The organism is Pseudomonas sp. fls2-241-R2A-110, assembly GCF_030209165.1.
GTDB lineage: Bacteria > Pseudomonadota > Gammaproteobacteria > Pseudomonadales > Pseudomonadaceae > Aquipseudomonas.
In genome coordinates, this window is record NZ_JARVSN010000018.1 from 217755 (window position 1) to 243168 (window position 25414).

At 61.0% G+C, this 25414-nt stretch carries 21 protein-coding genes; 4 read left to right on the top strand and 17 right to left on the bottom strand.

Annotation, left to right across the window (positions count from 1 at the left end; all coding sequences use genetic code 11):
- Nucleotides 1-2: 2 nt before the first annotated feature.
- The 3 genes from QRN31_RS15030 to QRN31_RS15040 form a co-directional block, all read right to left on the bottom strand.
- Nucleotides 3-596, bottom strand: coding sequence for a YceI family protein (locus QRN31_RS15030; protein WP_285432778.1), 594 nt, complete (start codon nucleotides 594-596; stop codon nucleotides 3-5).
- Between the two features lie 32 nt (nucleotides 597-628).
- On the bottom strand, nucleotides 629-1180 hold the full coding sequence (locus QRN31_RS15035) for a cytochrome b (RefSeq protein ID WP_285432779.1): 552 nt from the start codon (nucleotides 1178-1180) through the stop codon (nucleotides 629-631).
- Nucleotides 1181-1447: 267 nt separating this feature from the next.
- Nucleotides 1448-3211 carry a flavin monoamine oxidase family protein gene (locus QRN31_RS15040; protein ID WP_285432780.1) on the bottom strand — a complete coding sequence of 588 codons (1764 nt, stop codon included), beginning with the start codon at nucleotides 3209-3211 and terminating at the stop codon, nucleotides 1448-1450.
- A 222-nt stretch (nucleotides 3212-3433) separates the two neighbouring features.
- On the opposite strand from QRN31_RS15040, the gene QRN31_RS15045 reads away from it, so the two are divergent.
- Both QRN31_RS15045 and QRN31_RS15050 read left to right on the top strand, forming a co-directional pair.
- Nucleotides 3434-4840 carry an adenosylmethionine--8-amino-7-oxononanoate transaminase gene (locus QRN31_RS15045; RefSeq protein ID WP_285432781.1) on the top strand — a complete coding sequence of 469 codons (1407 nt, stop codon included), beginning with the start codon at nucleotides 3434-3436 and terminating at the stop codon, nucleotides 4838-4840.
- A gap of 134 nt (nucleotides 4841-4974) precedes the next feature.
- On the top strand, nucleotides 4975-5694 hold the full coding sequence (locus tag QRN31_RS15050) for a 16S rRNA (uracil(1498)-N(3))-methyltransferase (RefSeq protein ID WP_285432783.1): 720 nt from the start codon (nucleotides 4975-4977) through the stop codon (nucleotides 5692-5694).
- Nucleotides 5695-5778: 84 nt separating this feature from the next.
- Here QRN31_RS15050 and trhA read toward each other — a convergent pair whose 3' ends face one another.
- Nucleotides 5779-6396 (bottom strand): PAQR family membrane homeostasis protein TrhA, encoded by a 618-nt coding sequence (gene trhA, locus QRN31_RS15055; RefSeq protein WP_285432785.1) that lies wholly within the window; start codon nucleotides 6394-6396, stop codon nucleotides 5779-5781.
- Between the two features lie 152 nt (nucleotides 6397-6548).
- On the opposite strand from trhA, the gene QRN31_RS15060 reads away from it, so the two are divergent.
- Nucleotides 6549-7463 (top strand): LysR family transcriptional regulator, encoded by a 915-nt coding sequence (locus QRN31_RS15060; protein WP_285432786.1) that lies wholly within the window; start codon nucleotides 6549-6551, stop codon nucleotides 7461-7463.
- Between the two features lie 111 nt (nucleotides 7464-7574).
- On the opposite strand, the gene madM is transcribed toward QRN31_RS15060, so the two are convergent.
- The 10 genes from madM to QRN31_RS15110 form a co-directional block, all read right to left on the bottom strand.
- The gene (gene madM / locus QRN31_RS15065; RefSeq protein ID WP_285432787.1) at nucleotides 7575-8339 is read right to left on the bottom strand and encodes a malonate transporter subunit MadM; all 765 of its coding nucleotides are present in this window, start codon (nucleotides 8337-8339) and stop codon (nucleotides 7575-7577) included.
- Nucleotide 8340: 1 nt separating this feature from the next.
- Nucleotides 8341-8757, bottom strand: coding sequence for a malonate transporter subunit MadL (madL, locus tag QRN31_RS15070; RefSeq protein WP_208671061.1), 417 nt, complete (start codon nucleotides 8755-8757; stop codon nucleotides 8341-8343).
- A gap of 64 nt (nucleotides 8758-8821) precedes the next feature.
- Nucleotides 8822-9733, bottom strand: coding sequence for a malonate decarboxylase subunit epsilon (mdcH, locus tag QRN31_RS15075; RefSeq protein WP_285432788.1), 912 nt, complete (start codon nucleotides 9731-9733; stop codon nucleotides 8822-8824).
- Nucleotides 9730-10350 (bottom strand): malonate decarboxylase holo-ACP synthase, encoded by a 621-nt coding sequence (locus QRN31_RS15080; protein ID WP_285432789.1) that lies wholly within the window; start codon nucleotides 10348-10350, stop codon nucleotides 9730-9732. The genes mdcH and QRN31_RS15080 overlap by 4 nt, the downstream gene beginning before the upstream one ends.
- Entirely contained in the window at nucleotides 10344-11147 is an 804-nt protein-coding gene (mdcE, locus tag QRN31_RS15085; protein WP_285432790.1) for a biotin-independent malonate decarboxylase subunit gamma, read from the bottom strand. Before mdcE ends, QRN31_RS15080 begins: the two co-directional genes overlap by 7 nt.
- Nucleotides 11144-11995 (bottom strand): biotin-independent malonate decarboxylase subunit beta, encoded by an 852-nt coding sequence (locus QRN31_RS15090; protein WP_285432792.1) that lies wholly within the window; start codon nucleotides 11993-11995, stop codon nucleotides 11144-11146. Before QRN31_RS15090 ends, mdcE begins: the two co-directional genes overlap by 4 nt.
- Entirely contained in the window at nucleotides 11988-12287 is a 300-nt protein-coding gene (locus QRN31_RS15095; RefSeq protein ID WP_285432794.1) for a malonate decarboxylase subunit delta, read from the bottom strand. Before QRN31_RS15095 ends, QRN31_RS15090 begins: the two co-directional genes overlap by 8 nt.
- Entirely contained in the window at nucleotides 12287-13162 is an 876-nt protein-coding gene (locus QRN31_RS15100; RefSeq protein ID WP_285432796.1) for a triphosphoribosyl-dephospho-CoA synthase, read from the bottom strand. Before QRN31_RS15100 ends, QRN31_RS15095 begins: the two co-directional genes overlap by 1 nt.
- Nucleotides 13162-14832 carry a malonate decarboxylase subunit alpha gene (mdcA, locus tag QRN31_RS15105; protein WP_090178660.1) on the bottom strand — a complete coding sequence of 557 codons (1671 nt, stop codon included), beginning with the start codon at nucleotides 14830-14832 and terminating at the stop codon, nucleotides 13162-13164. Before mdcA ends, QRN31_RS15100 begins: the two co-directional genes overlap by 1 nt.
- A gap of 299 nt (nucleotides 14833-15131) precedes the next feature.
- Nucleotides 15132-15761 (bottom strand): transcriptional regulator, encoded by a 630-nt coding sequence (locus tag QRN31_RS15110; RefSeq protein ID WP_285432798.1) that lies wholly within the window; start codon nucleotides 15759-15761, stop codon nucleotides 15132-15134.
- 576 nt (nucleotides 15762-16337) lie between these two features.
- Here QRN31_RS15110 and QRN31_RS15115 point away from each other — a divergent pair.
- The gene (locus tag QRN31_RS15115) at nucleotides 16338-16715 is read left to right on the top strand and encodes a DUF6124 family protein (protein WP_285432799.1); all 378 of its coding nucleotides are present in this window, start codon (nucleotides 16338-16340) and stop codon (nucleotides 16713-16715) included.
- Between the two features lie 143 nt (nucleotides 16716-16858).
- Here QRN31_RS15115 and QRN31_RS15120 read toward each other — a convergent pair whose 3' ends face one another.
- From QRN31_RS15120 to QRN31_RS15130, 3 genes are read right to left on the bottom strand one after another with little or no spacing between them, the layout of a single operon-like run.
- Complete coding sequence (locus tag QRN31_RS15120; protein ID WP_285432800.1) at nucleotides 16859-17317, bottom strand: chemotaxis protein CheW; 459 nt, start codon at nucleotides 17315-17317, stop codon at nucleotides 16859-16861.
- Entirely contained in the window at nucleotides 17310-23210 is a 5901-nt protein-coding gene (locus tag QRN31_RS15125) for an Hpt domain-containing protein (protein WP_285432802.1), read from the bottom strand. Before QRN31_RS15125 ends, QRN31_RS15120 begins: the two co-directional genes overlap by 8 nt.
- 53 nt (nucleotides 23211-23263) lie before the next feature.
- Nucleotides 23264-25321: a methyl-accepting chemotaxis protein gene (locus tag QRN31_RS15130; RefSeq protein WP_285432804.1), complete on the bottom strand. Its 2058-nt coding sequence runs from the start codon at nucleotides 25319-25321 to the stop codon at nucleotides 23264-23266.
- Nucleotides 25322-25414 lie beyond the last annotated feature (93 nt).

Genomic DNA, 25414 nt, shown 5'->3' on the forward strand with positions numbered 1-25414 from the left:
AGTTACTTCGCTTTGACACCTTCAAAGGTGACGTACAGTTCAACAGCATCGGACTGTGGACCCAGGTCCATCATCTTGCCGAAATCAGAACGCTTGATGCTGGTAGTGCCTTCAAAGCCTGCACGGTAGCCGCCCCATGGATCCTTGCCTTCACCCAGGAAAGTGGCCTTGACCACAACTGGCTTGGTGACACCCGCAATGGTCAGGTCGCCGGCCACGTCGGCAGTGACTTTACCGTCGGCGTTTTTGCCGGTGGTTTTAACGCTGGTGGACACGAACGTGGCTTTAGGGAAATCAGCCACTTTCAAGAAGTCTTTGCTGGAGATGTGCTTGTCGCGTTCAGCGTTGTTGGTAAACACGCTGGCGGTGTTCACGTTGAACTCGATCTTGCTGTCTTCAGGCTTGGCAGCGTCGAAACTGAACTTGCCGTCGATGTCCTTGAAGGTACCGGTGATGTAGCTGTAGCCCAGGTGGCTGATCTTGAAGTCAACGAAGGCGTGCTGCCCGGTTTTGTCGACAACGTAGTCAGCCGCCATCACGTTGGCGGACAACAGTGCAGAACCGATTGCCAGAGCGGCGAGAGTCTTTTTCAACATGTCTTGTATTCCTTGAGGGGCTAAGTTGAACGTCAGGCTTTACGACCCAGCATTCGTTTCAGGGTCACATCACGATCGATAAAGTGGTGCTTCAATGCTGCCAACGCATGGAGACCGGAGAAAATCACCAGCAACCAGGCCAGGTAGAGATGAATCGCACCTGCGTTATCTGCCTGGTCCGGTAGCCCGGAAACCAGTGCAGGCACTTCAAACCAGTCAAACACCGGAATCCCGACACCTTCGGCGGTGGAAATCAGGTAACCGGCAATCATCACAGCGAACAGACAGAGATACAAAAAGGCATGTCCCAACTTGGCGCCAAGGCGCGTCATGCGGCTGTAACTGCTCAGCGTAGGCGGCGGTGGGCTGATGAAACGCCACAACACGCGCAATATCATGACACCCAGCAAGATCAAACCGATGCTCTTGTGCAGATCCGGTCCTGCCTTGCGCCAAGGATCGTAGTAGCCGAGACCGACCATCCACAAACCCAGGCCGAACAAACCAAACACTGCCAGCGCTACGCCCCAGTGCATGAAGATGCTGACCCAGCCGTAGCGAGAAGTAGAGTTTCGTAGTTGCATTGCCGAGTCCCTGTAAGTGCTGGCCCAAGACTATCGATTTACTTATCGAATTAAAGCGGAAAATTTCGCTTTGAAATATCGAGAAATACGATCAAGAGTCTGTAAGGCATCCGTTAAGGAAAGATTAAAGACCCAATATGTCGAAAAAATTGAAGTCCACCTAATGAACACCTGCGCCACTCGGTTTATTCGATTCCTTGCACCTGGTTTTCTTCGGGCATAAAAAAAGCGCGGCATCTGTGCCGCGCTTTTCTTCACCCCAAAGCCTTACTGCGCTTTGGTTTCAGTCGCTGCCGGGGCAGTCGCATCAGGTTTAGCCGCGGGTTTCTTGGCCGCGGGTTTGGCCGCTGCCTTTTTAGCCTCGGTTTTGGCCGCCGGCTTCTTCGTAGCATGTTTAGTTGCGGCTTTTTTAGCGGGTTCGGCTTTGACCGGTGCCACAGGAGGCTTTGGTGCTTCCACTGGCGCAGGGGCCGGTGTTGGCACTGGAGCAGGCGTCGGTGCTGGCGGGGTTACAGGCTCTGGTGCCTTGACCGGCTCCGGTTTCTTGTCATCACTCGACGAACCACTGAACAGGTTGGTGAAGAAGTTGCCTTTCTTCGCCGCCACTGCGCCGGCCGCCACAGCCGTCGCTGCCGGAACCACCTTCGCCGGCTCAAACGATTTGCCGGCGGCCAGGTCTTCAACCTGACTGGCTGCACGCTGACCGGTGCGCAATGCGCCTTCCAGAGTGCCCGGGTACAAGGTGTCAGTGTGCTCACCGGCGAACGCTACGCGTTGCAGCGGACGTTCCCACAAGCGCCAGTATTTGCTGATCTGGCCCGGACCGAAGGCCAGGTAAGCGCCACCCATCGACGGGTCGGTGCTGTAGCGGCGGATTTCATAACCGGTAAACGAACCACGTGCCTGTGGATAAAACGCGTGCAGACGAATCAGCACCTGATCGGCCATCTGCTTGTCGCCGAAGGCCTGCATCACCCGCGCGTTGTCGCCGGAAATGTTGATCACCACGTTGGCGCCGCCCTTCAGGGCCGGCTCGACCCACAACATGCCCAGGCCGGTGTTGCTGTAGATCTCACCGGACATGCGCGCCTTGCTTTCCCACACAGGCGTCTTGAACTTCAGCATGATCTGGTCGCGCCAGCCGTAGTTGGTGCCGTTGATGGCGCCCATGTGTTGAGCATCCAGGGACGGGGTCATCTGGATCTTGCTCAGGGCACGCAATGGCACGGCAACCACGACGTAATCCGCCTGATAGCCAACGCTGCCGACTTTGACAGTCACGCCGTCCTTGTCCTGCGTGATGCTCGACACCGGGGAACTGGTCTTGATGGTTTTCAGCTGTTTGACGAGGGCCTGGGCCAACACCGGGCTACCACCGAGCAGACGCGAAGCGCGCAGGTCACGGTCGGAGACGCCAAGGTAGACGCGGTTTTGCTGTGCGAAGTACAGCAGCGACAGGCGCGAAGGCTCGTCATAACGGGTACGGATCTGCTGATTCACCAGCTGACGTGCAGTGGCGGGCAGGTTCAGACGATCGAGCCAGTTGGACACGTTGATCTGGTCCAGCGCGAACAAGGTGCTGTTGGCGGCCGGATTCTGTGGGTCTTCAATCGAGCGTGCCAGGTCATCCAGGGTTTTTTCGTAGCGCTTGAGCGCATCGCTGGTGGCCGGTTCCTTGGTCGCCAGGTCGGCAGCGGTGTAATACACGCCGTCGATCAGGTAGCCCGGCGTCCGTACGAATTCAGGGGCTGGCGTGGTGCTCAGCTTGAAGGTCGATACGTATTTGTTAAGGACCGGCTGGGTCTTTTCGTTGCCGATCCACTCACTGGTGGCCATGCCGGAGCGACCGCCCAGGCTCGGCTTGGCTTCCAGCAGGGTCACCTGCCAGCCTTTGTTCTGCAGTTCGTAAGCCGCAGTCAGGCCTGAGAGCCCGCCGCCGATCACGATCGCGGTTTTATCCTTGGCCAGCGCAGATACGCTGAACAGCCCCAACATCACCAGCGCACAGGCGCGCAGCCAACCAGCAGACATTCAGCGAACTCCGGAAATACACGAGGAAATAGCGGTTTTAGGAGCCAGACGACTCAAAGAACCGCGAAGAATACGTCAGCCATCAAAAGGCCGCCAGCGACGTCTATCTCCCTATACAAAGTAGTTCAAACCACACAATAGGTTGTCCCCAGGCGACGCATTGCATAGGCTTGCGCGATTGTTTGCCCGCGCCTGTCGCGAGCCGCCTCGAGGAGACTGAAAATGGGCCTGAATAATCAGTGGATGCAACGCGATCTCGCCGTGTTGTGGCATCCCTGCACCCAGATGAAAGACCACGAACAGCTGCCGCTGATCCCGATCAAGCGCGGTGAAGGCGTTTGGCTGGAAGACTTCGAAGGCAAACGCTACCTCGACGCTGTCAGCTCCTGGTGGGTCAACGTGTTTGGCCACGCCAACCCGCGCATCAACCAGCGCATCAAGGATCAGGTCGACCAGCTGGAGCACGTGATTCTGGCCGGTTTCAGCCATCAGCCGGTGATCGAGCTGTCCGAGCGCCTGGTGAAGATGACCCCGGAAGGCCTGACCCGATGCTTCTACGCCGATAACGGTTCGTCCTGCATCGAAGTCGCGCTGAAGATGAGCTTTCACTACTGGCTCAACCGCGGCCAGCCGAACAAGAAGCGCTTCGTCACCCTGACCAACAGCTACCACGGCGAAACCATGGCGGCGATGTCGGTGGGCGACGTGCCGCTGTTTACCGAGACCTACAAGGCGCTGCTGCTCGATACCATCAAGGTGCCGAGTCCCGATTGCTACCTGCGCCCCGAAGGCATGAGCTGGGAAGAACACTCGCGCAACATGTTCGCCGCCATGGAACAGACCCTGGCCGAGCATCACGATACCGTCGCCGCGGTGATCGTAGAGCCGCTGATCCAGGGCGCCGGCGGCATGCGCATGTATCACCCGGTGTACCTCAAACTGCTGCGCGAAGCCTGCGACCGCTACGGCGTGCACCTGATCCACGACGAAATCGCCGTCGGCTTCGGCCGCACCGGGACGATGTTTGCCTGTGAGCAGGCGGGCATCCGTCCGGACTTCCTCTGCCTGTCCAAGGCCCTGACCGGCGGTTATCTGCCGCTGGCGGCGTGCGTGACGACCGACGATGTCTACAGCGCTTTCTACGACGACTACCCGACCCTGCGCGCCTTTCTGCATTCGCACAGCTACACCGGCAATCCGCTGGCGTGCGCGGCAGCCTTGGCGACGCTGGATATCTTCGAAGAAGACAACGTCATCGAAAACAACAAAGCCCTGGCGCAGCGCATGGCCTCCTCCACCGCGCATCTGGTCGATCACCCGAATGTGTCGGAAGTGCGCCAGACCGGCATGGTGCTGGCCATCGAGATGGTCAAGGACAAAGCAACGAAAGAAGCTTATCCGTGGCAGGAACGTCGCGGCTTGAAGGTGTTCCAGCATGCATTGGAGCGCGGTGCTTTACTTCGTCCATTGGGCAGCGTGGTGTATTTCCTGCCGCCGTACGTGATTACGCCTGAGCAGATCGACTTTCTGGCCGAAGTGGCCAGCGAAGGCATCGACATCGCGACCCGTAACAGCGTCAGCGTTTCGGTGCCGAAAGACTTTCATCCGGGCTTCCGCGATCCGGGCTAGGTGAGCAACGCTCGTTCCCACGCTCCGCGTGGGAATGCAGCCGGGGACGCTCTGCGTCCCAAAAGCGGACGCAAAGCGTCCAGTGAGGCATTCCCACGCAGAGCGTGGGAACGATCAATTCAAAGAGAACCCGCATGAGACTGTCCCGCTTTTTTATCGACGCCCCCTTGAGCACTGGCGAACACGAGTTGCCCGAGGCCCAGGCCCATTACATCAGCCGCGTGCTGCGCATGGCCGAAGGTGATGCGTTGCAGCTGTTCGACGGCTCGGGCCACGAGTTTCGCGCCTCGCTGGTTGAAGTCGGCAAGAAGCGCGTCGTGGTACAGATCGATGAGAGCTTCGCCGGACAGGTCGAGTCGCCCTTGCACATTCATCTTGGCCAGGGCTTGTCCCGTGGCGAACGCATGGACTGGGCGATTCAGAAGGCGACCGAACTGGGCGTCACTGAAATCACCCCGATCTTCAGCGACCGCTGCGAAGTCCGGCTCAAGGACGAACGCGCCGACAAACGCCTGATGCACTGGCGCCAGGTGGCAATCAGCGCATGTGAACAATGCGGGCGTTCACGGGTGCCGGTCATTCACCCACCGCTGCTACTGGCGGACTGGTTGAAGCAGACCGAGGCTGAACTGAAGTTGGTGCTGCATCCAGTGGCTGAGCCGTTGGTGAGTCATGCCAAGCCCGCGACCTTGGCGTTCCTGATCGGACCGGAAGGTGGACTGTCGGATGCTGAAGTGGATCAGGCTCAGTCTGCCGGTTTTCACGCAGCCCGACTCGGTCCTCGGGTGTTGCGCACTGAGACTGCGCCAGTAGTAGCGTTGGCGGTTGCCCAGCAGCTTTGGGGCGACTTCTAAGACGCTATCGCGGGCAAGCCCGCTCCCACAAGGACGCCGCCGTACCTGTGGGAGCGGGCTTGCCCGCGATGGCCGCACCTCGGTCTACAAGACATAAAACAGAATCGCCACAAAGTGCAGCAAACTCCCGGCAATCACGAACAAATGCCAGATCCCGTGCGCATGCCGCAGGCGATGATCCAGGGCAAAAAAGATAATCCCCACGGTGTACAAAATCCCGCCCGACGCCAGCCAGGCGAACCCGGCAGTGCCCAGCGCAGCCAAGAGCGGCTTGACCGCCACCAGCACAATCCAGCCCATCACGGCGTAAATCACGATCGACAAAATTCGCGCTTCCGAGCGCGGTTTGATCTCTTGCAGGATGCCAATCAACGCCAGACCCCAGACAATCCCGAACAACGTCCAGCCCCACGGCCCGCGCAGGGTGACCAGGCAGAAGGGTGTGTAACTGCCGGCAATCAGCAGGTAGATCGAGAAGTGATCGACCTTCTGCATGATCGCTTTCTTGCGCCCGCGCACGCTGTGATACACGGTCGACGCGCTGTAAAGCACCATCAAGGTAAACCCGTAAATCGCCACGCTGACGATCTTCCATGGGCTGCCGTCCATGCTGGCAATCACCAGCATCCACACCACCCCGACCGTCGCCGCCACCGCGCCGACCAGATGCGTCCAGGCATTCAATCTTTCCCCGTGATACATGTGTTGCTCACCTCTGAATTCGCTACAACATTGCGCAAGGCTCAGGCCTGAAGATTAAAAGCGCAATGTTTCTGATTGTCGCGCCACCAATCCCCTGAGCCAACAGCGGCTCAATTGGGCACAATCAACTCATTCCAAAAAGAGTCCGCGCCATGCTGATCGATGAAGAGTTGACCCTGAAAAAACTCGAGGTGTTCCTGGCCTTCATGCGCACCGGCAACCTGGCCCGGGCCGCCGCCGAGTTGCAGACCAGCAACGTCAGCGTGCACCGTGCCATCCATTCACTGGAAAGCGCCCTGCGCTGCCCGCTGTTCAAACACGAAGGGCGCAACCTCACACCGCTGGAAAGCGCTTATGTCCTGGAAGAACGGGCGCAAAAGCTGATTCAGGACGTGGTTGAAACCGTGCGCCTGACCCGCGAAGCCGCCGGGTTCTCCGCTGAACGCTTCAAGCTTGGCTCGCTGTATTCGCTGACCGTGAAAACCGTGCCGCAGCTGATCATGGGCCTGAAGATCCGTCGCAGCGAGCTCAACATCGACCTGATCCTCGGCTCGAACTTCGACCTGTTGTACAAGCTCAAGAACATGGAAGTCGACGCGATTCTGGTGTCCCTGGACGACAGCGTCAACGACCCGGACTGCGAGCAGATTCAGCTGTTTTCCGATGATATTTTCCTCGCCACGCCGGCGGATTCGAAATTCGCCCAACGCACGGAAGTCGACCTCGCCGAGGTCCGCGACGAGACGTTCATTACCCTGACCCAGGGGTTTGCCACGCATCAGGACGGCAACCGGGTGTTCAAGCAGGCGGGGTTCGAACCGAAGGTGGCGATGCAGGTCAACGACATCTTCACCCTGCTGAGCATGGTCAGCTCCGGGGTCGGTTATGCGTTGCTGCCAGGCAGGATTGCGGCGGTGTATGAGAATCGGGTGAAGCTGATTCCGTTGCAGGAAAAGTATCGGTTACAGCAGCACATCGGCGTGGTGTTCTTGAAGGCCAAGGAGCGCGACCCGAACTTGCTGGCGCTGTTGGCGGAGTGTCGGATGTATGCCAATCGGCAAGTCTGAAACCGTGTCGCGCCCATCGCGAGCAAGCTCGCTCCCACATTGGAATGCGTTCTCCTGTGGGAGCGAGCTTGCTCGCGATGGCGTCGGAACACTCAGCGATGATCTACCGGCTTAACCGACAATCCCGCGAACAATGAAGTACAACAACGACGGCCCCAGCAGGCACCCAAGCCCGGTGTGGAACGTCGCCGTCAACGCGCCATAGGGCACCAGCCGCCGATCCGTTGCCGCCAACCCGGCCGTCACGCCACTCACCGTCCCGGCCAGGCCGCCAAAGACCATCGCCGAGCGCGGGTTATCCAGGCCCATCCATTTCGCCGCCATCGGCGTGCCGACCATCACGAAAATCGCCTTGATCAGCCCGGTGGCAATCGACAACGCCACCACATCCGAACTCGCGCCAATCGCCGCACCGGTCACTGGCCCGACGATGTAAGTCACCGCACCCGCGCCAATGGTGGTCATGCTGATCGCATCGCGGTAACCGAACGCCCAGGCAATGCTTGCCCCGACAATGAACGGCAGAATCGTGCCCAGCAACAGCGCAATCGCGCCGATCAAACCGGCCTTTTTCGCTTCGGTGGCTTGCACTTCGAACGCCGTCGCAACGATGGCAAAGTCTCGCAGCATGGCGCCGCCCATCAGGCCGATGCCGGAAAACAGCGACAGGTCAGCCAGGCCTTTTTGCCCACCGGTCATGGTGCCGCCGACCCAGGCCAATACCAGGCCAATCACAATGGCAATCGCCGAACCGTGAATCCGTCCGAACGTCAGGCGCTTGGACAACACCACCGACACCCACATGATCACGCCGATAAAGGCAAACGCAGTGATCAGACTGTTATTCACCAGGCCCTTCTGAATGAGCTCCCACATATCAGCGGCCTCCTACTGGGGTGCCGACCGGTGTGATGTCCACCGGTTCATCGGGCAAAGGTTCACCTTTGTGAGTCCGGCTGATCAAGGCAATGGTGCAGCCGCAAATCACGACCGAACCGATGGCCGCCAGCACCGCCACCGGGCCACCGTGCAGGGCGGCGACGACGTTCTGTTGCGCGGCCATCGCGACCACCACCGGAATGTACATCGCGCCCCAGAAACCGACGCCCATTTCGCAATCCTTGGTCATGCCGCCGCGTTTTTGCATCCACAACCGCGCGCAGATCAGCAGGATCATCGCGATCCCGACGCCACCCACGTTTGATTTCACGCCCAGCAACACACCCAGCAGGTCACCCAATATCACCCCTGCCAGCGTACAGATCGCCAACAGCGCCACACCGTAAATAATCATTGTTGTAGTCCTCAAAGTGCATCGTCGAATGTTGTTTTTGTTGTTCGAAGGCCTGAGTCGGTGTTTAAGGTTGGCGGCTTCCCTCCTTACGCAACAGCGCTTGCAAGGTATCGAGACGCGCACCGTCGAAGGCAATCACGGTGCCCTGCTCGAATACCCGGCGCGCCAGCCCGGTCAACACCGCACCGGGCGGCAGTTCGATCTGTAGGCGTACGCCACGCTCGTAGGCGCTTTGCACCGTGCCGCGCCAATCCACCACGCGGCACATGTTGAACGCCAGGTCGTCGCGCAAGGCATCAATGTTGATGACGGGCCGGGCGCGACTGCCGCTCAGGTAACCCAATGTCGGTGTTTTCAACTGCACGCTGGCGAAGGCTTCGGCCAGGGTTTTGGCCGGGGCGTCCAACAAAGGGCAGTGCGACGGCACGCTGACTGCCAGGCGCTTGGCCAGGCCAGCACCGCGACTTCTTGCCAACTGCGCGACGGCTTCCATCGCGCCATCGCTGCCGGCAATGACCACTTGGTTATCGGCGTTGATATTGGCCAGATACACCGGCCTGTCGACGCTGTGAACCTGCGCCAGTAAACCTTCCACGGTCGCCAGCTCCAGGCCGAGGATCGCGGTCATGCCGTAGCCCTGTGGATAAGCTTGCTGCATCAACTCACCGCGCAGGCGCACCAGCCGCAACGCATCGCTGAAGCTCAAGGCCCCCGCCACCACCGCTGCCGGGTAGGCACCGATGGACAATCCCGCGACGTAATCCGGGGCCATCGCTAATTGGCGCGACGCCGCGACACCGGCAATCAACAGGCAGAGTTGAACCGCCCGTGTCGACTTCAACGCCTCGGCAGAATCGAGCAACAACGCATCCTCGCCCAGCACCTCGCTTGCCTCGATCAACGTCTCGCGAGGCAAACCGTGGAGCATGCCCGGCTGCTGCGCGCCTTGGCCGGGGAACACCAGCAAACTGCTCATGCTGCTTGCTCCTGCGGGTTCCACGGATCAATCACCAGGAAAGCTTCACCGGCATTTTTCAGCAACACGCGACGAGCAGAACCGGCCCATTCACGCAGCGCGACGGCGCCGAAAGGCGTCTGTAGCTGCATGTCCACCGGGCACACGACCGCTTCAAGCATCCTCAGCAATTCCTGCGCCTGAGAACGCGCCAAGGGTTGCGGCGTGCGCAGGATCAAATCCAGATCACTGCCCTCGTGCAAGGCCTGAACACCACTGGCCAACTCAAACCCGGCGCTGCCGCTGACGCCCCACACCCAACCACAACCATCAAGCAGTGGCCGCAGTTGATGGAGGGCGCGTACGGCCGGTAAATCCCGATCAATCGAGACGTGACAAAGCGCTTCCGGTTTCACGCAACGGGCAATCACATCGACCGACATCACCGTTGCATGGCGCTGCTCACGCAACCGCCCACGCACCCCGACCGCGACATGGCCCGGCGCGCTCAATGCGCGCCGCACCACCACTGGATGCCCCGCACTGAGCGATTCGATCACCCATGAAGGCGCGCCCGCAGGCAGCTGCTCCGGGGTCATGCCCCAAAGCAGGTCGTGGGCCAGAAGCGTGTTCACCACTGCGCTCTCAGCAATTGGCGAACCGTGCTCGACGCCGCGCGATTGGTGGCGCCCAAGCGGCAGCTCAAGTCGCGACCGCTGGCGGCGACATCGTCAATCGCCAGGTTCAGGCATTCACAAACCCGCGCCAGATCTGCCGATGTCGGTTGTTCAATCTGCTCCACCGACAAGGTTTCCCACAGCAGTCCAAGGCTGGCGTAGCTGTCGATGTCATAGGCCATCGGCGGCACGCTGGCGGCCAACACTTCAAGCTCCTCGACGCTGCGCAACGTCACCCGCGCCGCCGACGCCTTGCCCATGGCATGCACCATCACGCCCGGATCACGCAGCGCGATCAGCCGATTGGCCTGATACCCATGAGCCAGAAATGCGCCGGACATCGCCTTGCCCACCAGCAAACCGATCACCGCATGGCCGGCCAGTCGGGCGCGGGCATAACTGTCCGCCGCACCGGCCAATGCCTGATGAATGCCGAGTGCTTCTTCGCGCCGACCGTAGGCCTGACTCGGCACATCGACGATGGCGATCAAGGCTCGCTTGTGCGCTTTGTCAGCATCAGCGCTGATGACGTCATCCACCGCCTTGGCCAAGCCCCAGCCTTCCAGCAACCCGACCTCGCCATTGCGCGCACGGACGAACCGGTTGTCAGGATCAGCCACCACGGCGATGAAGCGAACAGGCTGGTCACCCAAAACACCGTCAGCCACTTTCAATGAAGCCGGCAAACCCTCCACAGGTTTCGCGCCCGCACTCAAGGCGTTAAACCAGTTCAGGCCTCTCAGGGAATACGTGCTCATGAGCGCTCTCCTTGATACAGATCGCGAACCACTGACGGCTCGATTTGCGGTGCGGCGTCCAGACGGGCCAGGCGTTGCAGGTACAACTCGGCCTGACGGCTGCGTTGCTGCGCTGGCAAACCGCGCTTGAGCAATTGGCTGACCTGTTGTTGCACCTGCGCCACGTCGTCGGCGACAAAACCATCCACCAAACCGCTGGCGAAACGTTGCTCGCCACCGGTCAGGCTCCAGATGAAAGGACGATCCCGTGAGTCGTACTCTTCAAGCCCGGCTTCCTGTTCGATCACTTGCGGACCGTTCAGGCCCAGACGCGCTTCCTGGGTCACCAGCAAATAGCTGCACAGGCCGGCAGCAATCGACATCCCGCCAAAGCAACCAACGCTGCCGGCCACCACGCCCACCACCGGTTGGTACTGGCGCAGATCGACAATCGCCGCATGAATATCGGCAATCGCCGCCAGCCCGAGATTGGCTTCCTGCAAGCGCACACCACCGGTTTCCAGCAGCAACACGGCGCGGGTCGGGATGCCGTTGCGGTTGTCTTCGGCGGCCAGTTCCAAGGCGCCGGCCATCTTCGCCCCGCCGACTTCGCCGAGGCTGCCGCCCTGGAACGCGCCTTCAATGGCGGCGATGACCACCGGCAAACCATCAATGCTGCCCTTGGCGATCACCACGCCGTCATCGGCCTGCGGCACCACGCCCTGACGCGACAGCCACGGCGACATGACCCGTTGAAAAGGGTCGAGCAACTCGCGGTAAGTGCCGGCGTCGAGCAAGGCTCTGGCCCGTTGTCGGGCACCGAGTTCGACGAAGCTGTGTTTGTGGAGGAGTTCTGCATGGTCAGTCATGGCTGATCTCCTCGAAGCCTTGTTCCAGACGCAAACGCACCACGCCCGGGGTCGCACCGAAATCGTGGATATCGATGGCCATCGCCGGCGGTGTCTGACCGTCGAACATCCGCGCAAACAGCTGCTTCCAGCGTTGTTCGGCGCCATTGACCGAGGTCTGCACCTTGATCGTCAGTGTGCCGGCCTGACCCGGTTCGATCATCACTTCCAGATCGCCCGAGCCGACACAGCCCACCAGCGTGCGGCCACGTGATGGCTGACCGGCAGGAAATTCAAAGGATAAGGTTTCCATCAAAAAGCTCCCTGGATAACGCCGTCGCAGGACTCGATACGGTCGATGAACAGACAGGCTGCGAGCAAGTCGGCAGCGCCGCCGGGCGAGGCATTCAATGCGATTAATTGTTGGTCCAGCTCATGCAGACGGCGGCGACCGGCGAGGCTGGCACTGCCGCCTGCGTCGAGCACGGCTTGAGCACCGAGTTGCATGGTGTGCAGGCCCTGTTCGCCCGCGCGGTAGAGCACGCAGGTGTCGGCCAGTTGGGTCATGATCGCCAGCAAGGCATCGAGCCGGGCGTTCTGTTCGCCGTGACCGGCTGCACGGCTGCGTTTGAGTTGTGGCAGCGCGCGTTGAATCACCGCCGGGAAACCCAGTTGTGCTTCTTCACGGGCGCCGCGTGCACCGTAACGTTGGGCGACCTGGGCGCCGTGGCTCAAAGGACGTGGCGCGTAACGATCGTCGAGCAAGGCCAGGCGTGCAGCGCGCAAAGTGACCGCGCCGGCGCCACTGGATTGAGGTTCCAACGCAGCGCCAGTGACCAAAAGACCCAACGCCCAGATCGCCCCGCGATGGGTGTTCACGCCATTCGTGATCGTGAGCATCTCTTGCTCCCCTTCACGACCAATCTGCCCAATCGCTTCGCGCAGTGGCAGACCGACCTCGCCAAACGCGATGGCCGCTTCGGCCATTTCCTTGAACGCCGGCCACAAGGACAGTGCCGAGGCGTGCATCAGCCCCAGGTGCAAATCGGTATGCGCGCCATTGCCGCGACGGTCGACCAGCGCCGGTTTCGGTGACAGGTCTGCTTCGTCGATCAGCGCGTCCACGGCCATGTCCGCCAGCCGTTCAGCCAGGGTGAGGGTTTTCGGTTGCAGGTTGAATGCGTGCATTACCAACTCCTGAACTTGGCGGGCGGGTTGTAGAGGCCACCGGACCACTCGACCAGATCGGCCACGCTCTTGGCGGCGAGCAGCTCGCGGGTGGCATCGGTGCGACGGATGCCGAGGTCTTCGGGCAAGGCGATCAGGCCTTCGCGGCGCATGCGCGCGGTGTCTTTGGGGTTATGGCGCAGGCCGATGACCGTCACGCCGGCGACCGCGGCGATCATCGCTTGGCGCTCTTCCAGCGAGCGCGCCTTGTACAGGTAGGCGATGCCTTCTTCGGTCAGCAGGTGAGTGACGTCGTCGCCGTAGACCATGATCGGCGCCAGCGGCATGCCGCTTTTTTTCGCCACGTCGATGGCATCGAGGGTTTCGACGAAGGTCGGTTTGCCGCCTTCCTGGAAGGTCTCGACCATTTGCACCACGAGCTTTTTACCGCGTTCGAGCATCGGCTCCGCCACGTCGGTGTGGCGCATGTCGAGCCAGGCCGGGGTGCCGTGGCGGCGACCTCGCGGGTCGTGGCCCATGTTCGGCGCCCCGCCGAAACCGGCCAGTCGCCCGCGTGTCACGGTCGAGGAATGGCCATCGCCATCGACTTGCAGGGTCGCGCCGATGAACAGGTCCACCGCGTATTGCCCGGCCAGCTGACTGAACATCCGGTTGGACCGCAACGAGCCGTCGCGCCCGGTGAAGAACACATCCGGCCGCGCCGCAATGTAGTTTTCCATCCCCAGTTCGGTGCCGAAGCAATGCACACTTTCTACCCAGCCGCTTTCGATGGCCGGGATCAGGGTCGGGTGCGGATTGAGGGTCCAGTTACGGCAGATCTTGCCTTTGAGACCCAGGGATTCGCCGTAGGTCGGCAGGATCAATTCGATGGCGGCGGTGTTGAAGCCGATGCCATGGTTCAACGACTGGACGTTGTGTTTTTCGTAGATGCCGCGGATCGCCATCATCGCCATCAACACGTGCACAGGCTTGATGTGGCGTGGGTCGCGGGTGAACAGCGGCTCGATGTAGAACGGCTTGTCGGCCACCACCACGAAATCGACCCAGGACGCGGGGATGTCGACACGAGGCAGGTCGCTGACATCGTCCACCAATTGGTTGACCTGAACGATGACGATGCCATCGCTGAAGGCCGCCGGTTCAATCAATGCCGGGGTGTCTTCGGTGCTGGGGCCGGTGTAGATGTTGCCGGCGCGGTCGGCCATGAAACCGGCCGAGAGCACGACGTTGGGGATCAGGTCCACCACCAGCCGCGCATAGAGTTCGATGTACGTGTGGATCGCGCCGATTTCCAGCAGGCCGTCTTCCAGCAACTGGCTGATGCGCAGGCTCTGGGTGCCAGCGAAGGAGAAGTCGAGCTTGCGGGCAATGCCGCGTTCGAACAGGTCAAGGTGCTCTGAGCGACCGACGCTGGGCATGATCATGTGCAGGTCATGCAGCTTGGCCGGATCGGCCTTGACCAGGGAGCGGGACAGAAAATCCGCCTGTTTCTGGTTATTGCCCTCCAACACCACACGGTCGCCGGGCAGGATCAACGCCTCCAACGCGGCGACTATTTTGTCGGTGGGCAGCACCACACCGTCGGCCAGATCTCGCACAAGCGCCAGACGCCGCTGCTTTTCGCTGCGCCGCCGCGTCCATCGCGAGTCGGGGGATATTGTTGTTGTCATGACCACTCCACGGGTTCGCTGTCGTGGGTGTCACCTTAGGAGCGTTGGGTGGACGGCATCAATCAAGCACAGAGACGGATCGTTACGCTTGGAGTAATGGTTGCTCGGACGGACGCCATCGCGGGCAAGCCCGCTCCCACAGTGTCCGTGCTGAGCCCACTACCTGAGGCAACCACAATACCTGTGGGAGCGGGCTTGCCCGCGATGAGGCCCTAACAATCGCCGCAGTTTCCAAGGAGGAGTAATTACAGCCGAGCCATCTGCTGCTGCGATCCGGTGGCTCAGCTTTCAGTCCACCGCTACGTAACAGGTTCTCCAGATTCTCGTTGCTGCCCATCCTTGGACTCCAAAGGGTTTTCCCCCATCAGGTTGATCTTGTCCTGCTGCGCTACCCGCACGACGAAGCTGTTTTCAGCCGCCAGTTTTGCGGCCCAGTCATCGGGGGTGTAGAGCGTCGGGTTGAGGACGCGGCCTAGTTGCTCCTCCAGAGGCATAAGCCGCTCCATCACTTCACTGTAGTGCAGGCCTTCGCCGATCAGCATGAGATCAATGTCACTGGATGCGTTTGCCTGATCCTTGGCGATAGAGCCATACACAAATGCCCACGAGATCTGTTCTGCAAAGGGTTGAAGCGCTTGGCGCAGAGGATCGGCGATGCCAAAAGTTTTGCGGGCGATGCCCAACAGCTCGGCATAGATCGGGCATTGCGGATTGGCCTGATAGTGGGTCTGGTTGCCCTGGCGGCTCAGGGTCAATACGCCTGCCTGTTGCAACCGATCCAGCTCGCGCATGAGGCTGCCCTTACCCACTTGAGCCCAGCGGGCGATTTCGTTGGCGTAAAAACTTCGATCGGGTTTACCGAACAACAAGCCCAGCACTTTCTGCTGAGTGGTCGTGAACAGGGCTTCGCTGAGGGAAAGGTTTTTCACAGTGGTAACCGATGAGTCCCAAAAAGGGAACGATAGGTCCCTTTTTGGGAATCTTCAACTTTCGCCAGTGGATTGAGGTTTTGTCATGATCGTTCCCACGCTCTGCGTGGGAATGCAGCCCGGGACGCTCTGCGTCCCATCCAGAGCCGAACGCAGAGCGTCCGTAGAGGCATTCCCAAGCAGAGCGTGGGAACGATCAATCTTTGCCGGTCGATTGGAGGTTTGTGTTTAAAAGTTTGTCCGCCGGAAGGGTGAGAGGCTACACGGTGTGACGTCGCCACCTACAGCAATGCCGGAAGCCGCTGACTGGTGGGGTTTTGTGTTGAGCTTTATCGTTTGTGGGTCGCTGCCAATTCAGCGACCGGGCGTGGAACCCCGCGGTGTTGAAGGCGCAAAAGCGCCCCTCATGACGTATGCTTGCGCACCTTTAATGTGTGCACTCAGTTATGGCGGCTGTGCGCGGGAGACCTTCGGGTCTGCCGGGTTTTCTCCACCTCGGGTTCCAACCTGCGTACAGCTGCCACCCCTTCGCGTGGAACCGATGGAGCAGCTGAAACTCATTACTGGAGATTCACAATGTTCAAAGCCACTCCCAATCCCCCGGAAACCGACACCGGTTCCGACGCATCCCTCGAAACCGAAAAACTCAAGGAAGCCGACGACCGCGCCTTCGCCCACTACTTCCCCCCTGCTCACGAAAAACCGGCCAAACGCCGCAAACACCACTTATTCACCGTTTCCCCCGATATCGACACCGAAGCCTTGCTGGCCAATGCCTCCGAAGATTTGCTGTCCATCAGCGCCATTGCAGCCGATCTGGCGGACGATGTGGAAGGATCACGCCGGTCGGTAGCCCTGGCGCTCAGTCGAATGGCCGATGGTGTGCAATTGTTGGTGGAGCGGGCACTGGATCACCATGAGGAATCGCAGCTGAAGGTTCAGGCCGGCGCTTAGCGCAGAAACGCTTGTTCATGATCGTTCCCACGCTCTGCGTGGGAATGCCTCAACGGACGCTCTGCGTTCGGCTCTGGATGGGACGCGGAGCGTCCCGGGCTGCATTCCCACGCAGACGGTTCGACGCCTCGACGTGGGAACGATCAGTGGGCTAACCCTGCTTTAACAAGCAACTCCTCCAGCGCCAGCAAATCCGGCACCTTGGCCACTTGCTCCCCCACCTGCACCGCCGCCTGTTCCAGTGGACACAACGGAACATCCACATAGCTCAACTGGCTGTCGAGCTTGTAAGAGCGCGGAATCCCTTGCACCAGCAGCGCGATGAATTTCAGCTCTGGTCGACCGCCGAGGGCATTGAGAATGACGATTCGGGCCCGTTCGCCGATGACGATTTTCTGGCCGCACGCCGACTCGAAACTGAGCAACGGAATCTGCCGGTCCCGCCACGCCACCAACCCCAGATACCACGGTGGTGAATCCAGATCGAACGCCCCCGGCTGATAGTCGATCAGCTCCGCCACCGCGACGTTGGGCAGGATCAGGTTGCGGTCGGCCAGAGGCAACAGCAGACCGGTGAGGTTGCTGGTGCGATGCTCATGCATGGGTTTTGCTCCATAAGGCAATGCTTTCGAGCAGCACCGATTCCTGGTACGGCTTGCCGAGGTAGTCGTTGACGCCGATGGCCATGGCGCGGTCGCGGTGTTTCTGTCCGGTGCGCGAGGTGATCATGATGATCGGCAGGTGTTGCAAGCGTTCATCAGCGCGCACCTGAGCCGCCACTTCAAAGCCGTCCATGCGCGGCATTTCGATGTCCAGCAGCATCACGTCGGGCATGTGCTCCTGGAGCAGCAGCATGGCGTCGACACCGTCCTTGGCGGTCAGCACGTTCATGCCGTGACGTTCGAGCAGACGGCTGGTGACCTTGCGCACGGTGACCGAATCGTCGACCACCAGCACCAGCAGCGGTTTATGCGGTTCGACCTCGACATCTTCCGACATCGGCCGTTGTGGCGCGCGCGCCTGCATGGCGCGGATCGGCGCCAGCAAGTCGAGAATCAGCACCACCCGCCCGTCCCCCAGAATCGTTGCCCCGGACAAACCCTGCACCGCGGCAAACTGCGGGCCGAGGCTCTTCACCACGATTTCGCGGGTTCCGGCCATGGCGTCGACATGCACGGCGATGTGCCGTTCGTTGCATTGCACCAGCAATACCGGCAGCGGCAGGCTCTGGCCCAGCAATTTCGGGCGTGTACTGGTTTTCAGCAGTTCGCCCAGGTAGCACAGCTCATACGTCTGCCCGGCGTATTGGTAGGTCGGCGGATCGAGCCGGTAATGGCCTTCGAGTTCGTTGGGCAACACGCGAACTATGCCATCGATGGTGTTGAGTGGAATCGCGTACAGATCGTCCAGGCACTGCACCATCAGCGCCCGGTTGACTGAAACGGTGAACGGCAGACGAATGCGAAAGTGCACACCCTGCCCAGGCACCGAATCAATGCTCATGGTGCCGCCGAGCTGCCGGACTTCTTCGTGCACCACGTCCATGCCCACGCCACGCCCGGAGATCTGGGTGATTTTCTCGGCGGTGGAGAACCCCGGTTGCAGGATGAATTGCAGCACGTCGTGGTCGCTGAGATCAGCGTCCGGCGCCAGCAACCCGCGTTTGATCGCCTTGCGCCGCACGGCTTCCAGCGGTACACCGGCGCCGTCGTCACGGATGTCGAAAATGATGTCGCCGCCTTCTCGGGACAGGTCGAGGGTAATGCGGCCCTGAGCCGGTTTGCCGGCCGCAATCCGCGCCTCGGTCGATTCCAGGCCGTGGTCCACGGCGTTACGCAGCATGTGCTCCAGCGGCGCCGCCATGCGCTCAAGCACGTTGCGGTCCATCTCGCCTTCGGCGTTGCCGACCACAAACTCAACGTCTTTGCCCAGTTCACTGGACACCTGGCGCACGATGCGTTTCAAGCGCGGCAGCATGCGTTCGAACGGCACCATGCGCGTGCGCATCAGGCCTTCCTGCAATTCGGTGTTGATGCGGCCCTGCTGTTGCAGCAGGTTTTCCGCGTCCTGATTGCGTCGGTCGAGGGTTTCCTTGAGGTCGAGCAGGTCGGAAGCGGACTCGAACAACGCCCTCGACAGTTGCTGCAACTGCGAGTGACGGTCCATTTCCAGCGGGTCGAATTCTTCATAGCCCAGGCGTTCGGCGTCGACTTGCTGACGGCTGAGAATCCGTCCCTGGGTTTCGGTATCGAGCCGGCGCAGTTGATCGCGCATGCGCTCGATGGTGGTTTCCATCTCGTTCAGGGCCACGCGCGCATCGTTGACCTGCTGTTCGACACGGCCACGGAAGATCGATGTTTCACCGGCCAGGTTGACCAGGTCGTCGAGCAGTTCCGCCGAGACCTTGACCATGTCCGCGCCGGCCTCGCTCAGTGGCGAGGCAATCTCGGCCTTGGGCATGGCGGGCGCCACCACCGGCGTATCGAGGCCAGCGGGATGACTGAAATTCTTGATCGCATCGATCAACCGATCGGCCGGTGGCAGGGGTTGCCCGGCGCGAGTGGCATCGAGCATTTGCGCCAGTCGGTCGTGACTGCTTTGCAGAAGCGCAAACAGCGCCGGGGTCGGTTGCAATACACCGGCGGAGAGGCCTTCGTATAGAAACTCCAGTTCATGGGCCAGGTCGCCGATGGGGGCAATTTCCACCATCCGCGCGCCGCCCTTGAGCGTGTGCAGGTCGCGCAGCAGGGTTTCCACCTCCTGGCGGTTGGTCGGTTCGGCTTGCCAGCGCACGAGTGCCGCGCCCGAGTTTTCGATGATGTCGAAACCTTCCTCGAGGAAGATCTCCAGCAGCTCGGGGTCATGGCCCGGCGAGTCGTTGGCCGGCGCGGGATGCGCTGCGTCAGCGCCGATGACGTTGCCTTGTCGGAACGTGCGAATCGCCTCGATCAGATCGTCCGGGGCACTCAGCGTGTGCTGGTTCTGCAGTTGATCAAGCAGCACCGCGAGCCGGTCATGGCTCTGTTGCAGCAGCTGCGCAAGGGTTTCACTGTGACTGTAACGGCGGTCCACCAAGCCTTCGTAAAGACTTTCCAGTTCATGGGCCAGATCGCCGACCGGCTCGACCTCAGCCATCCTCGCGCCGCCCTTGAGGGTGTGCAAATCCCGCTGCAAGGATGACAACGGCGCGGCGTTGTCCGGATCGCCCAGCCAGCGCTGCAAGGCCTGGCCAGCACTCTCGAGGATATCCACCGCTTCTTCGAGGAAGATCGAAACAATCTCATCGTCCAGCTCGACCTGAGTCGCCGTCTGTTGCAGTTCGGCGGTGGCGCTGCCGAGTTCGCGAATGCTCAGCGTACGGCTGCCATCGCTGCGGATCAGGCCCATGGACGACGGATCAAGGCTTTCATCGAGCAAGCCGCGCAAGGCCCGGATGCGTTCCGGTTGCGGACTGACTTCCTGGCCGGCAGCCAGTTCGTCTAGCATGTTGATCAGCGCTTCATGGGCACTTTGCGCCTCGTGGAAAAACCGCTCGCTGACCGCCAGGCTGCTCTCCTCCACAGCACCGTACAGGTCGAGCAAGGCTTCGCAGAGTTCATCTACCGGATGCAGATCGGCCAAGTGTGCGCCTTCGCCCAAGGTGGTCAATTCGTCGAGCAACGCGCTGAGTTCCTGACGCTCGCCGGGGTGTTGTTGCCAGCGTTGCAACAGGCTCTCGGCGTCCAGCAGGATGTCCATGCCCTGGGCCAGGAAGTTATTGATCAGCTGCGGATCACGCTTGGTGCGTTGTGCCGTGCTCGGCGCCTTCAAGAGCGCTTCCAGGCGTTCGGCGAGCAACGATTTTGTGCGTTCGATCAACGAAGGAGCGCCCGCAATCTCGGCCAGCGGATCATCCTTGAGTTGCCGCAGCCCGAGGCGGAACAACCCTTCGGCTTCCAACAGCAACTCGACTTCATCCAGATCGAGGGCGATCAGGTGGGCTTTGTATTCACGGGCCAGTTGATCCAAGGGTGTGGCCAGTTCGGCGACCGGCAACACGCCGGCCATCGAGGCGCTGCCCTTCAAGGTGTGCAGCGCCCGCTGCAACTCGTCGCTGGCCTGCAACGGCACATGCTCGGCGGCCTGATCGAGGAAGCGGTTGAGGCTGGCGAGATGGGTTTCGGCTTCCTTGCGGAAGATCTCGAGCAACAGCGGATCGAGGGCCGCGACGTCCTGGGTATCTTCATCGCTGGCAGGCGTCTCGCCCTTGGCGAGGGCGTGGGCGCGAGCAGCCAGATGGTCGACTTCGTTGCTTTGGCGCTGGGCGTTGGCGGCGAATTCGGCCACCAGTTTCGGCAGCAGCTTCAATGCATCGCCAAGCAGTTGCTGGACAGCAGGGCCAGGCGCAACGCTGTGCTCCAGCACGCGGTTGAGCAGGTTTTCCATCGCCCAGGCCAGCTCGCCCAGCACCAGTGCACGCACCATCCGGCCACTGCCTTTCAAGGTGTGGAATGCCCGGCGCAATTCACTCAAGGCGGCCTGATCGTCGGGATTGGCCAGCCAACGCGGCAAATAATCCCGGAGGACTTCCAGCACTTCATCGGTTTCCTCGAGGAACACTTCGCGCAGTTCATCGTCCACCGGTTCCTCACCGGCGGGCGGCGGCAACAGGCTGCCGGGAATGTTCAGCGCGGGCGGATTGACCGACGATACCGGGCTGGCCAGGACATCGGCGAGCGACTTGACGGTGTCGGGATCATCCAGCGCCTGCAAGTCCTGCATGACCTGGGCTTCAGTCGGGCTGAGCACGTCTTCGAGCATCGGCACGTGCTGTTCGCTGGGGAAAAACCCGAGTGAGGCCAGGCTTTTTTCCGCCACGTCGAGCAGTTGTTCGCCCGGCGCTTCGGGGTCGTCGCTCAGCCGCTCAAGGTAATACTCGATGCTGGTGATAACGTCAGCGAGGCTGTCCAGTTCCTGCCAACCGGGCTGGCCCGGTTCCAGCAGCAGATGCTCGCGGATGAAGTGATTGCAGGTTTCGATCAGGCTCGCCGCACGGCTCAGCGGAATCATCGACAGCGCGCCGCGCACTTGGGTCAGCAACGCCGGCAATGCCTGCAACTGCTGGCGGTCCCAGTCGGCGTCGATGTAGTCGACGATCATGTCCTTGGCCTGTTGCAGGCAGATGCGGGCTTCCTTGATCACGATCTGATGGATCTGCGTCAGGTCGATGGTTGGCAGGTGACTGTCTTCGCGGCTCTCCGGTTCGACGGTGCCGACCATGCCGGCCAGCGTTGCTTCGACATAGAGCAAGGCGCCAGCAACGTCCATCAGGATCGCGTCGTTGGGTTCGCGCTGGCCCTGAGCGAGGCTCAGCACAACCGCCAGTTGATCGATGATCACTTTGCGCGGCTGGCCGAAACCCAGCACCGCCAGGGTGTCGGCAATTTGCCGCAGCGGCGCCAGCAGGTTGCCAAGGTCCGAGGTGTGCTGGCGGTCGCTGCGCACGAACAGGTCAAGGCGTTCCTTGACCCGCACCAGTTCTTCACAAAGCGCGGCCAGGACCGAGCGCATGGCATCGCGGTCGGGGCCGGCCAGGCGTGCGCGTTCTTCGTCGACCATTGCACTGTCAGGCAGCGCGTCGTCCAGTCCGTAGCGATCTTTCATGGTCAGCATCTGCCCGGTGGGGTGTTCGGCTTTGGCAATGTAGAACAGCAAACTTTTAAGCAGCTCCGGCGGTGCCGGCTGATTGATTGCGCTCATGCCTTGTTCAAGCAGGCGCTTGAGTTCTTTGTCGGCGTCCTTGAACAGGCTGCGCAAGGCCGGACTGTTGGCGATCACGCCTGCGTGCATGCCTTCGACCAGCGCCGAGGCAACATGCCACAACGGGCTCAGCGGCGCATCGGCGCACAGCCCTTCCAGGCGTGAAAAAACCTTGGCCAGGTAATCGAGGTTGGTCTCGCCATCCTGCTCACGCAGCAATCCAACCAGGGCCATCTGCAACATTTGTCGCAACTTGCGCAGCACATTCGGCAGATCCGCCGGCTCCAGCAGTGCCAGCGATTCTTCGTCGAGCGGCGGCAGGTCCGGCAACTGCGGGCTGAACAGACTGGTTTCCGATAACAGGTTTTCACCCCGGGCGCTGCGCAGGTCATTGATCAACGGCAACACGACCAAGGGCAAATCGCGGCGCGCGCCTTGTACCCGGTCGAGGTAGATCGGCAATTGTCCGAGTGCTTGCATCAACAGATGAATCGCCTCGTCGCGATGGCTGACGCGGTTGTTCAGCAAGGCGCTTGTCAGTTGCTCCATCTCTTCGGCGAGCAAGGCCGCGCCGTAGAACTCGACCATCTGCAAACTGCCGTGAACCTGGTGGATGCACGCCAGGCAATCGCTCAGCATGTGCGTCGCCTGCGGGTCATCCAGCAGGTTTTCGATAGCCTGATGAGCCACTTTCAGCGTTTCGGCAATCTCGCCTTTGACCCATTCAAGGGCCACATAGTCGTGCCGATCACCCATAACCACTCCAAATCACTGCTCTACTCAAGAAAAAGCATTCGCCCAGCGGCGCGTCACACTTTGTCCGCAGCCTGCACCGTGGCGGCCGGCAAGGTGAAACCGGACACTGAACGCCGCAGCTGGCTGGCCATTTTCGCCAGATTACCGATGCTTTCGGCGGTGGCGGTAGAACCCGACGAGGTCTGCGTGGTGATCTGCTGGATCACGTTCATCGTCAGGGAAATCTGACCGGCCGAAGACGTCTGCTGCTGCGCGGCATTGGAAATGCTCTGGATCAGCGCCGCCAGGGTCTTGGACACCCCTTCGATTTCTTCCAGGGCCACTCCGGCATCGTGCGCCAGACGCGCGCCACGCACCACTTCGGTGGTGGTTTGCTCCATCGAAATGACCGCTTCGTTGGTGTCAGCCTGAATCGCCCGCACCAGGGTTTCGATCTGCCGGGTCGCGGCGGACGAGCGCTCGGCCAGGCGCTGCACTTCGTCGGCCACCACCGCAAAACCGCGCCCGGCGTCACCGGCCATGGAAGCCTGAATGGCCGCGTTGAGCGCGAGGATGTTGGTCTGGTCGGCAATGTCGTCAATCAAGCTGACAATATCGCCAATTTCCTGAGAAGACTCGCCAAGACGCTTGATGCGCTTGGCGGTGTCCTGGATCTGTTCGCGAATGTTGTCCATACCGTGGATGGTGTTGTGCACCACCTCGTTACCCTTGTTGGCGATTTCCACCGAGCGCTCGGCTACCGCCGAGGATTCGGCGGCGTTGGCCGACACTTGATCAATGGACTGGGCCATGTCATTGATCGCGGTGGACGCTTCGCTGATCTGTTGCGCCTGATGCTCCGAGGCCTGGGCCAGGTGCATGGCGGTGGCCTGGGTCTCCTGCACGGCAGCGGCCACTTGGCCGGCGGTGAGGTTGATGGTCGCGACCAGATCACGCAGTTGATCGACGGAATAGTTGATCGAATCGGCGATGGTTCCGGTGAAGTCTTCGGTCACCGAGGCGGTCACGGTCAAGTCGCCATCGGCCAGATCCTCGATCTCGTCGAGCAGGCGCATGATCGCGGTCTGGTTGCGTTCGTTTTTTTCGGCGGTTTCACGCAGCTGGCGATTGGTTTCGCGCACCATCACCAGGCCGATGAGGATGATCGACATCAGCGCCAACAAGCCCAGCACGTAGCCGCCGAGGGTATCGGTGTCGCGCCCGCCGGCAAGGTTCTCAAACCCGGTGGCCAGGTGCGAGGCTTCGTCGAGCAGGGTTTGCGACAGGGTGAAGATATTGGTCGCCGATTCACGAACCTTGAACAGCTCCGGCGAGGTTTCGAGGATTTCATCCACCGAGCCGGAGACAAACTCGAACAACTCGGAAATCTCGGTCAAGCGAGCACGCGCATCGCGGTCTTCGACCTGGCTGACCCGCAATGCCGCATCGCCCTGGAGCATGCCGTTGAGCACCTGACCGAATCGCGCGGCGTCACGACCGAACGCATCAGCGGCTTGCTGTGAGTTTTCATCGCCGGACAACACGGTGTTGACCGCGCCCAGAATACGTTCGGCCAGCAACGACTGACGCTGGGCCATGGCCACCTGAGCGGCCGGAGCCCCCCGCTGCAGGAGGATTTCGACGACTTTTTCGTACTCGACCTGCAACTGCGGCACGGTTTCGGCCAGCGTCGCGGCGACCTGATGCAGCGACAGCACGGTCTGCTCGCTGGAGAGGATCGCATCGGTGTTTTTCAGCAGACGCTCCCAGTCCTGCTGCACGGCGCGCATTTCCGGGCGCACGGTGGACGGTGCTGGCGGCAGACCGGTTGCCGGGTCGCCCTTCTTCAGGTAACCCCAGCGCTGGGCAAAATCGTTGCGCGCATCGCTTAGCAACTTGAACGCCGCTGCCTTGCCGGCGGCGGCTTCGGTGGCGTTCTTGGCAATGCGCTGGGACAACACGCGCAGCTCGCCGGCGTGGCCGATGTACTGCTTGTCGTACGAGGCTTGCGTATTGAGGTAAGCGAAGTTGGCGAACAGCAGCATGATGAAGATGATCAGCGCGATGAACAGCACGATGATCTGCGAGCGGCTGCGCGATGCTTCCGGCTTGCCTGTTGTTGTTTTGATCATCGGTCCTCGCCTGTTAACCAACCTTTAGAACCCACCGAAGATCCCCGGTGGGAGCGAGCCTGCTCGCGATTGAACGATAACGCGGTAGATCTG

Excerpts from the sequence above, each read along its gene's own strand:
- QRN31_RS15100 (WP_285432796.1), bottom strand. The coding sequence starts at position 13,162 with ATGCACGCATTCAACCTGCAACCGAAAACCCTCACCCTGGCTGAACGG.
- mdcA (WP_090178660.1), bottom strand. The coding sequence starts at position 14,832 with ATGACAACAACAATATCCCCCGACTCGCGATGGACGCGGCGGCGCAGC.
- madM (WP_285432787.1), bottom strand. The coding sequence starts at position 8,339 with ATGTGGGAGCTCATTCAGAAGGGCCTGGTGAATAACAGTCTGATCACT.
- QRN31_RS15045 (WP_285432781.1), top strand. The coding sequence starts at position 3,434 with ATGGGCCTGAATAATCAGTGGATGCAACGCGATCTCGCCGTGTTGTGG.
- mdcH (WP_285432788.1), bottom strand. The coding sequence starts at position 9,733 with ATGAGCAGTTTGCTGGTGTTCCCCGGCCAAGGCGCGCAGCAGCCGGGC.
- QRN31_RS15040 (WP_285432780.1), bottom strand. The coding sequence starts at position 3,211 with ATGTCTGCTGGTTGGCTGCGCGCCTGTGCGCTGGTGATGTTGGGGCTG.
- trhA (WP_285432785.1), bottom strand. The coding sequence starts at position 6,396 with ATGTATCACGGGGAAAGATTGAATGCCTGGACGCATCTGGTCGGCGCG.
- QRN31_RS15095 (WP_285432794.1), bottom strand. The coding sequence starts at position 12,287 with ATGGAAACCTTATCCTTTGAATTTCCTGCCGGTCAGCCATCACGTGGC.
- QRN31_RS15120 (WP_285432800.1), bottom strand. The coding sequence starts at position 17,317 with ATGCATGAGCATCGCACCAGCAACCTCACCGGTCTGCTGTTGCCTCTG.
- QRN31_RS15125 (WP_285432802.1), bottom strand. The coding sequence starts at position 23,210 with ATGGGTGATCGGCACGACTATGTGGCCCTTGAATGGGTCAAAGGCGAG.
- QRN31_RS15030 (WP_285432778.1), bottom strand. The coding sequence starts at position 596 with ATGTTGAAAAAGACTCTCGCCGCTCTGGCAATCGGTTCTGCACTGTTG.
- QRN31_RS15130 (WP_285432804.1), bottom strand. The coding sequence starts at position 25,321 with ATGATCAAAACAACAACAGGCAAGCCGGAAGCATCGCGCAGCCGCTCG.
- QRN31_RS15115 (WP_285432799.1), top strand. The coding sequence starts at position 16,338 with ATGTTCAAAGCCACTCCCAATCCCCCGGAAACCGACACCGGTTCCGAC.
- madL (WP_208671061.1), bottom strand. The coding sequence starts at position 8,757 with ATGATTATTTACGGTGTGGCGCTGTTGGCGATCTGTACGCTGGCAGGG.
- mdcE (WP_285432790.1), bottom strand. The coding sequence starts at position 11,147 with ATGAGCACGTATTCCCTGAGAGGCCTGAACTGGTTTAACGCCTTGAGT.
- QRN31_RS15050 (WP_285432783.1), top strand. The coding sequence starts at position 4,975 with ATGAGACTGTCCCGCTTTTTTATCGACGCCCCCTTGAGCACTGGCGAA.
- QRN31_RS15060 (WP_285432786.1), top strand. The coding sequence starts at position 6,549 with ATGCTGATCGATGAAGAGTTGACCCTGAAAAAACTCGAGGTGTTCCTG.
- QRN31_RS15090 (WP_285432792.1), bottom strand. The coding sequence starts at position 11,995 with ATGACTGACCATGCAGAACTCCTCCACAAACACAGCTTCGTCGAACTC.
- QRN31_RS15035 (WP_285432779.1), bottom strand. The coding sequence starts at position 1,180 with ATGCAACTACGAAACTCTACTTCTCGCTACGGCTGGGTCAGCATCTTC.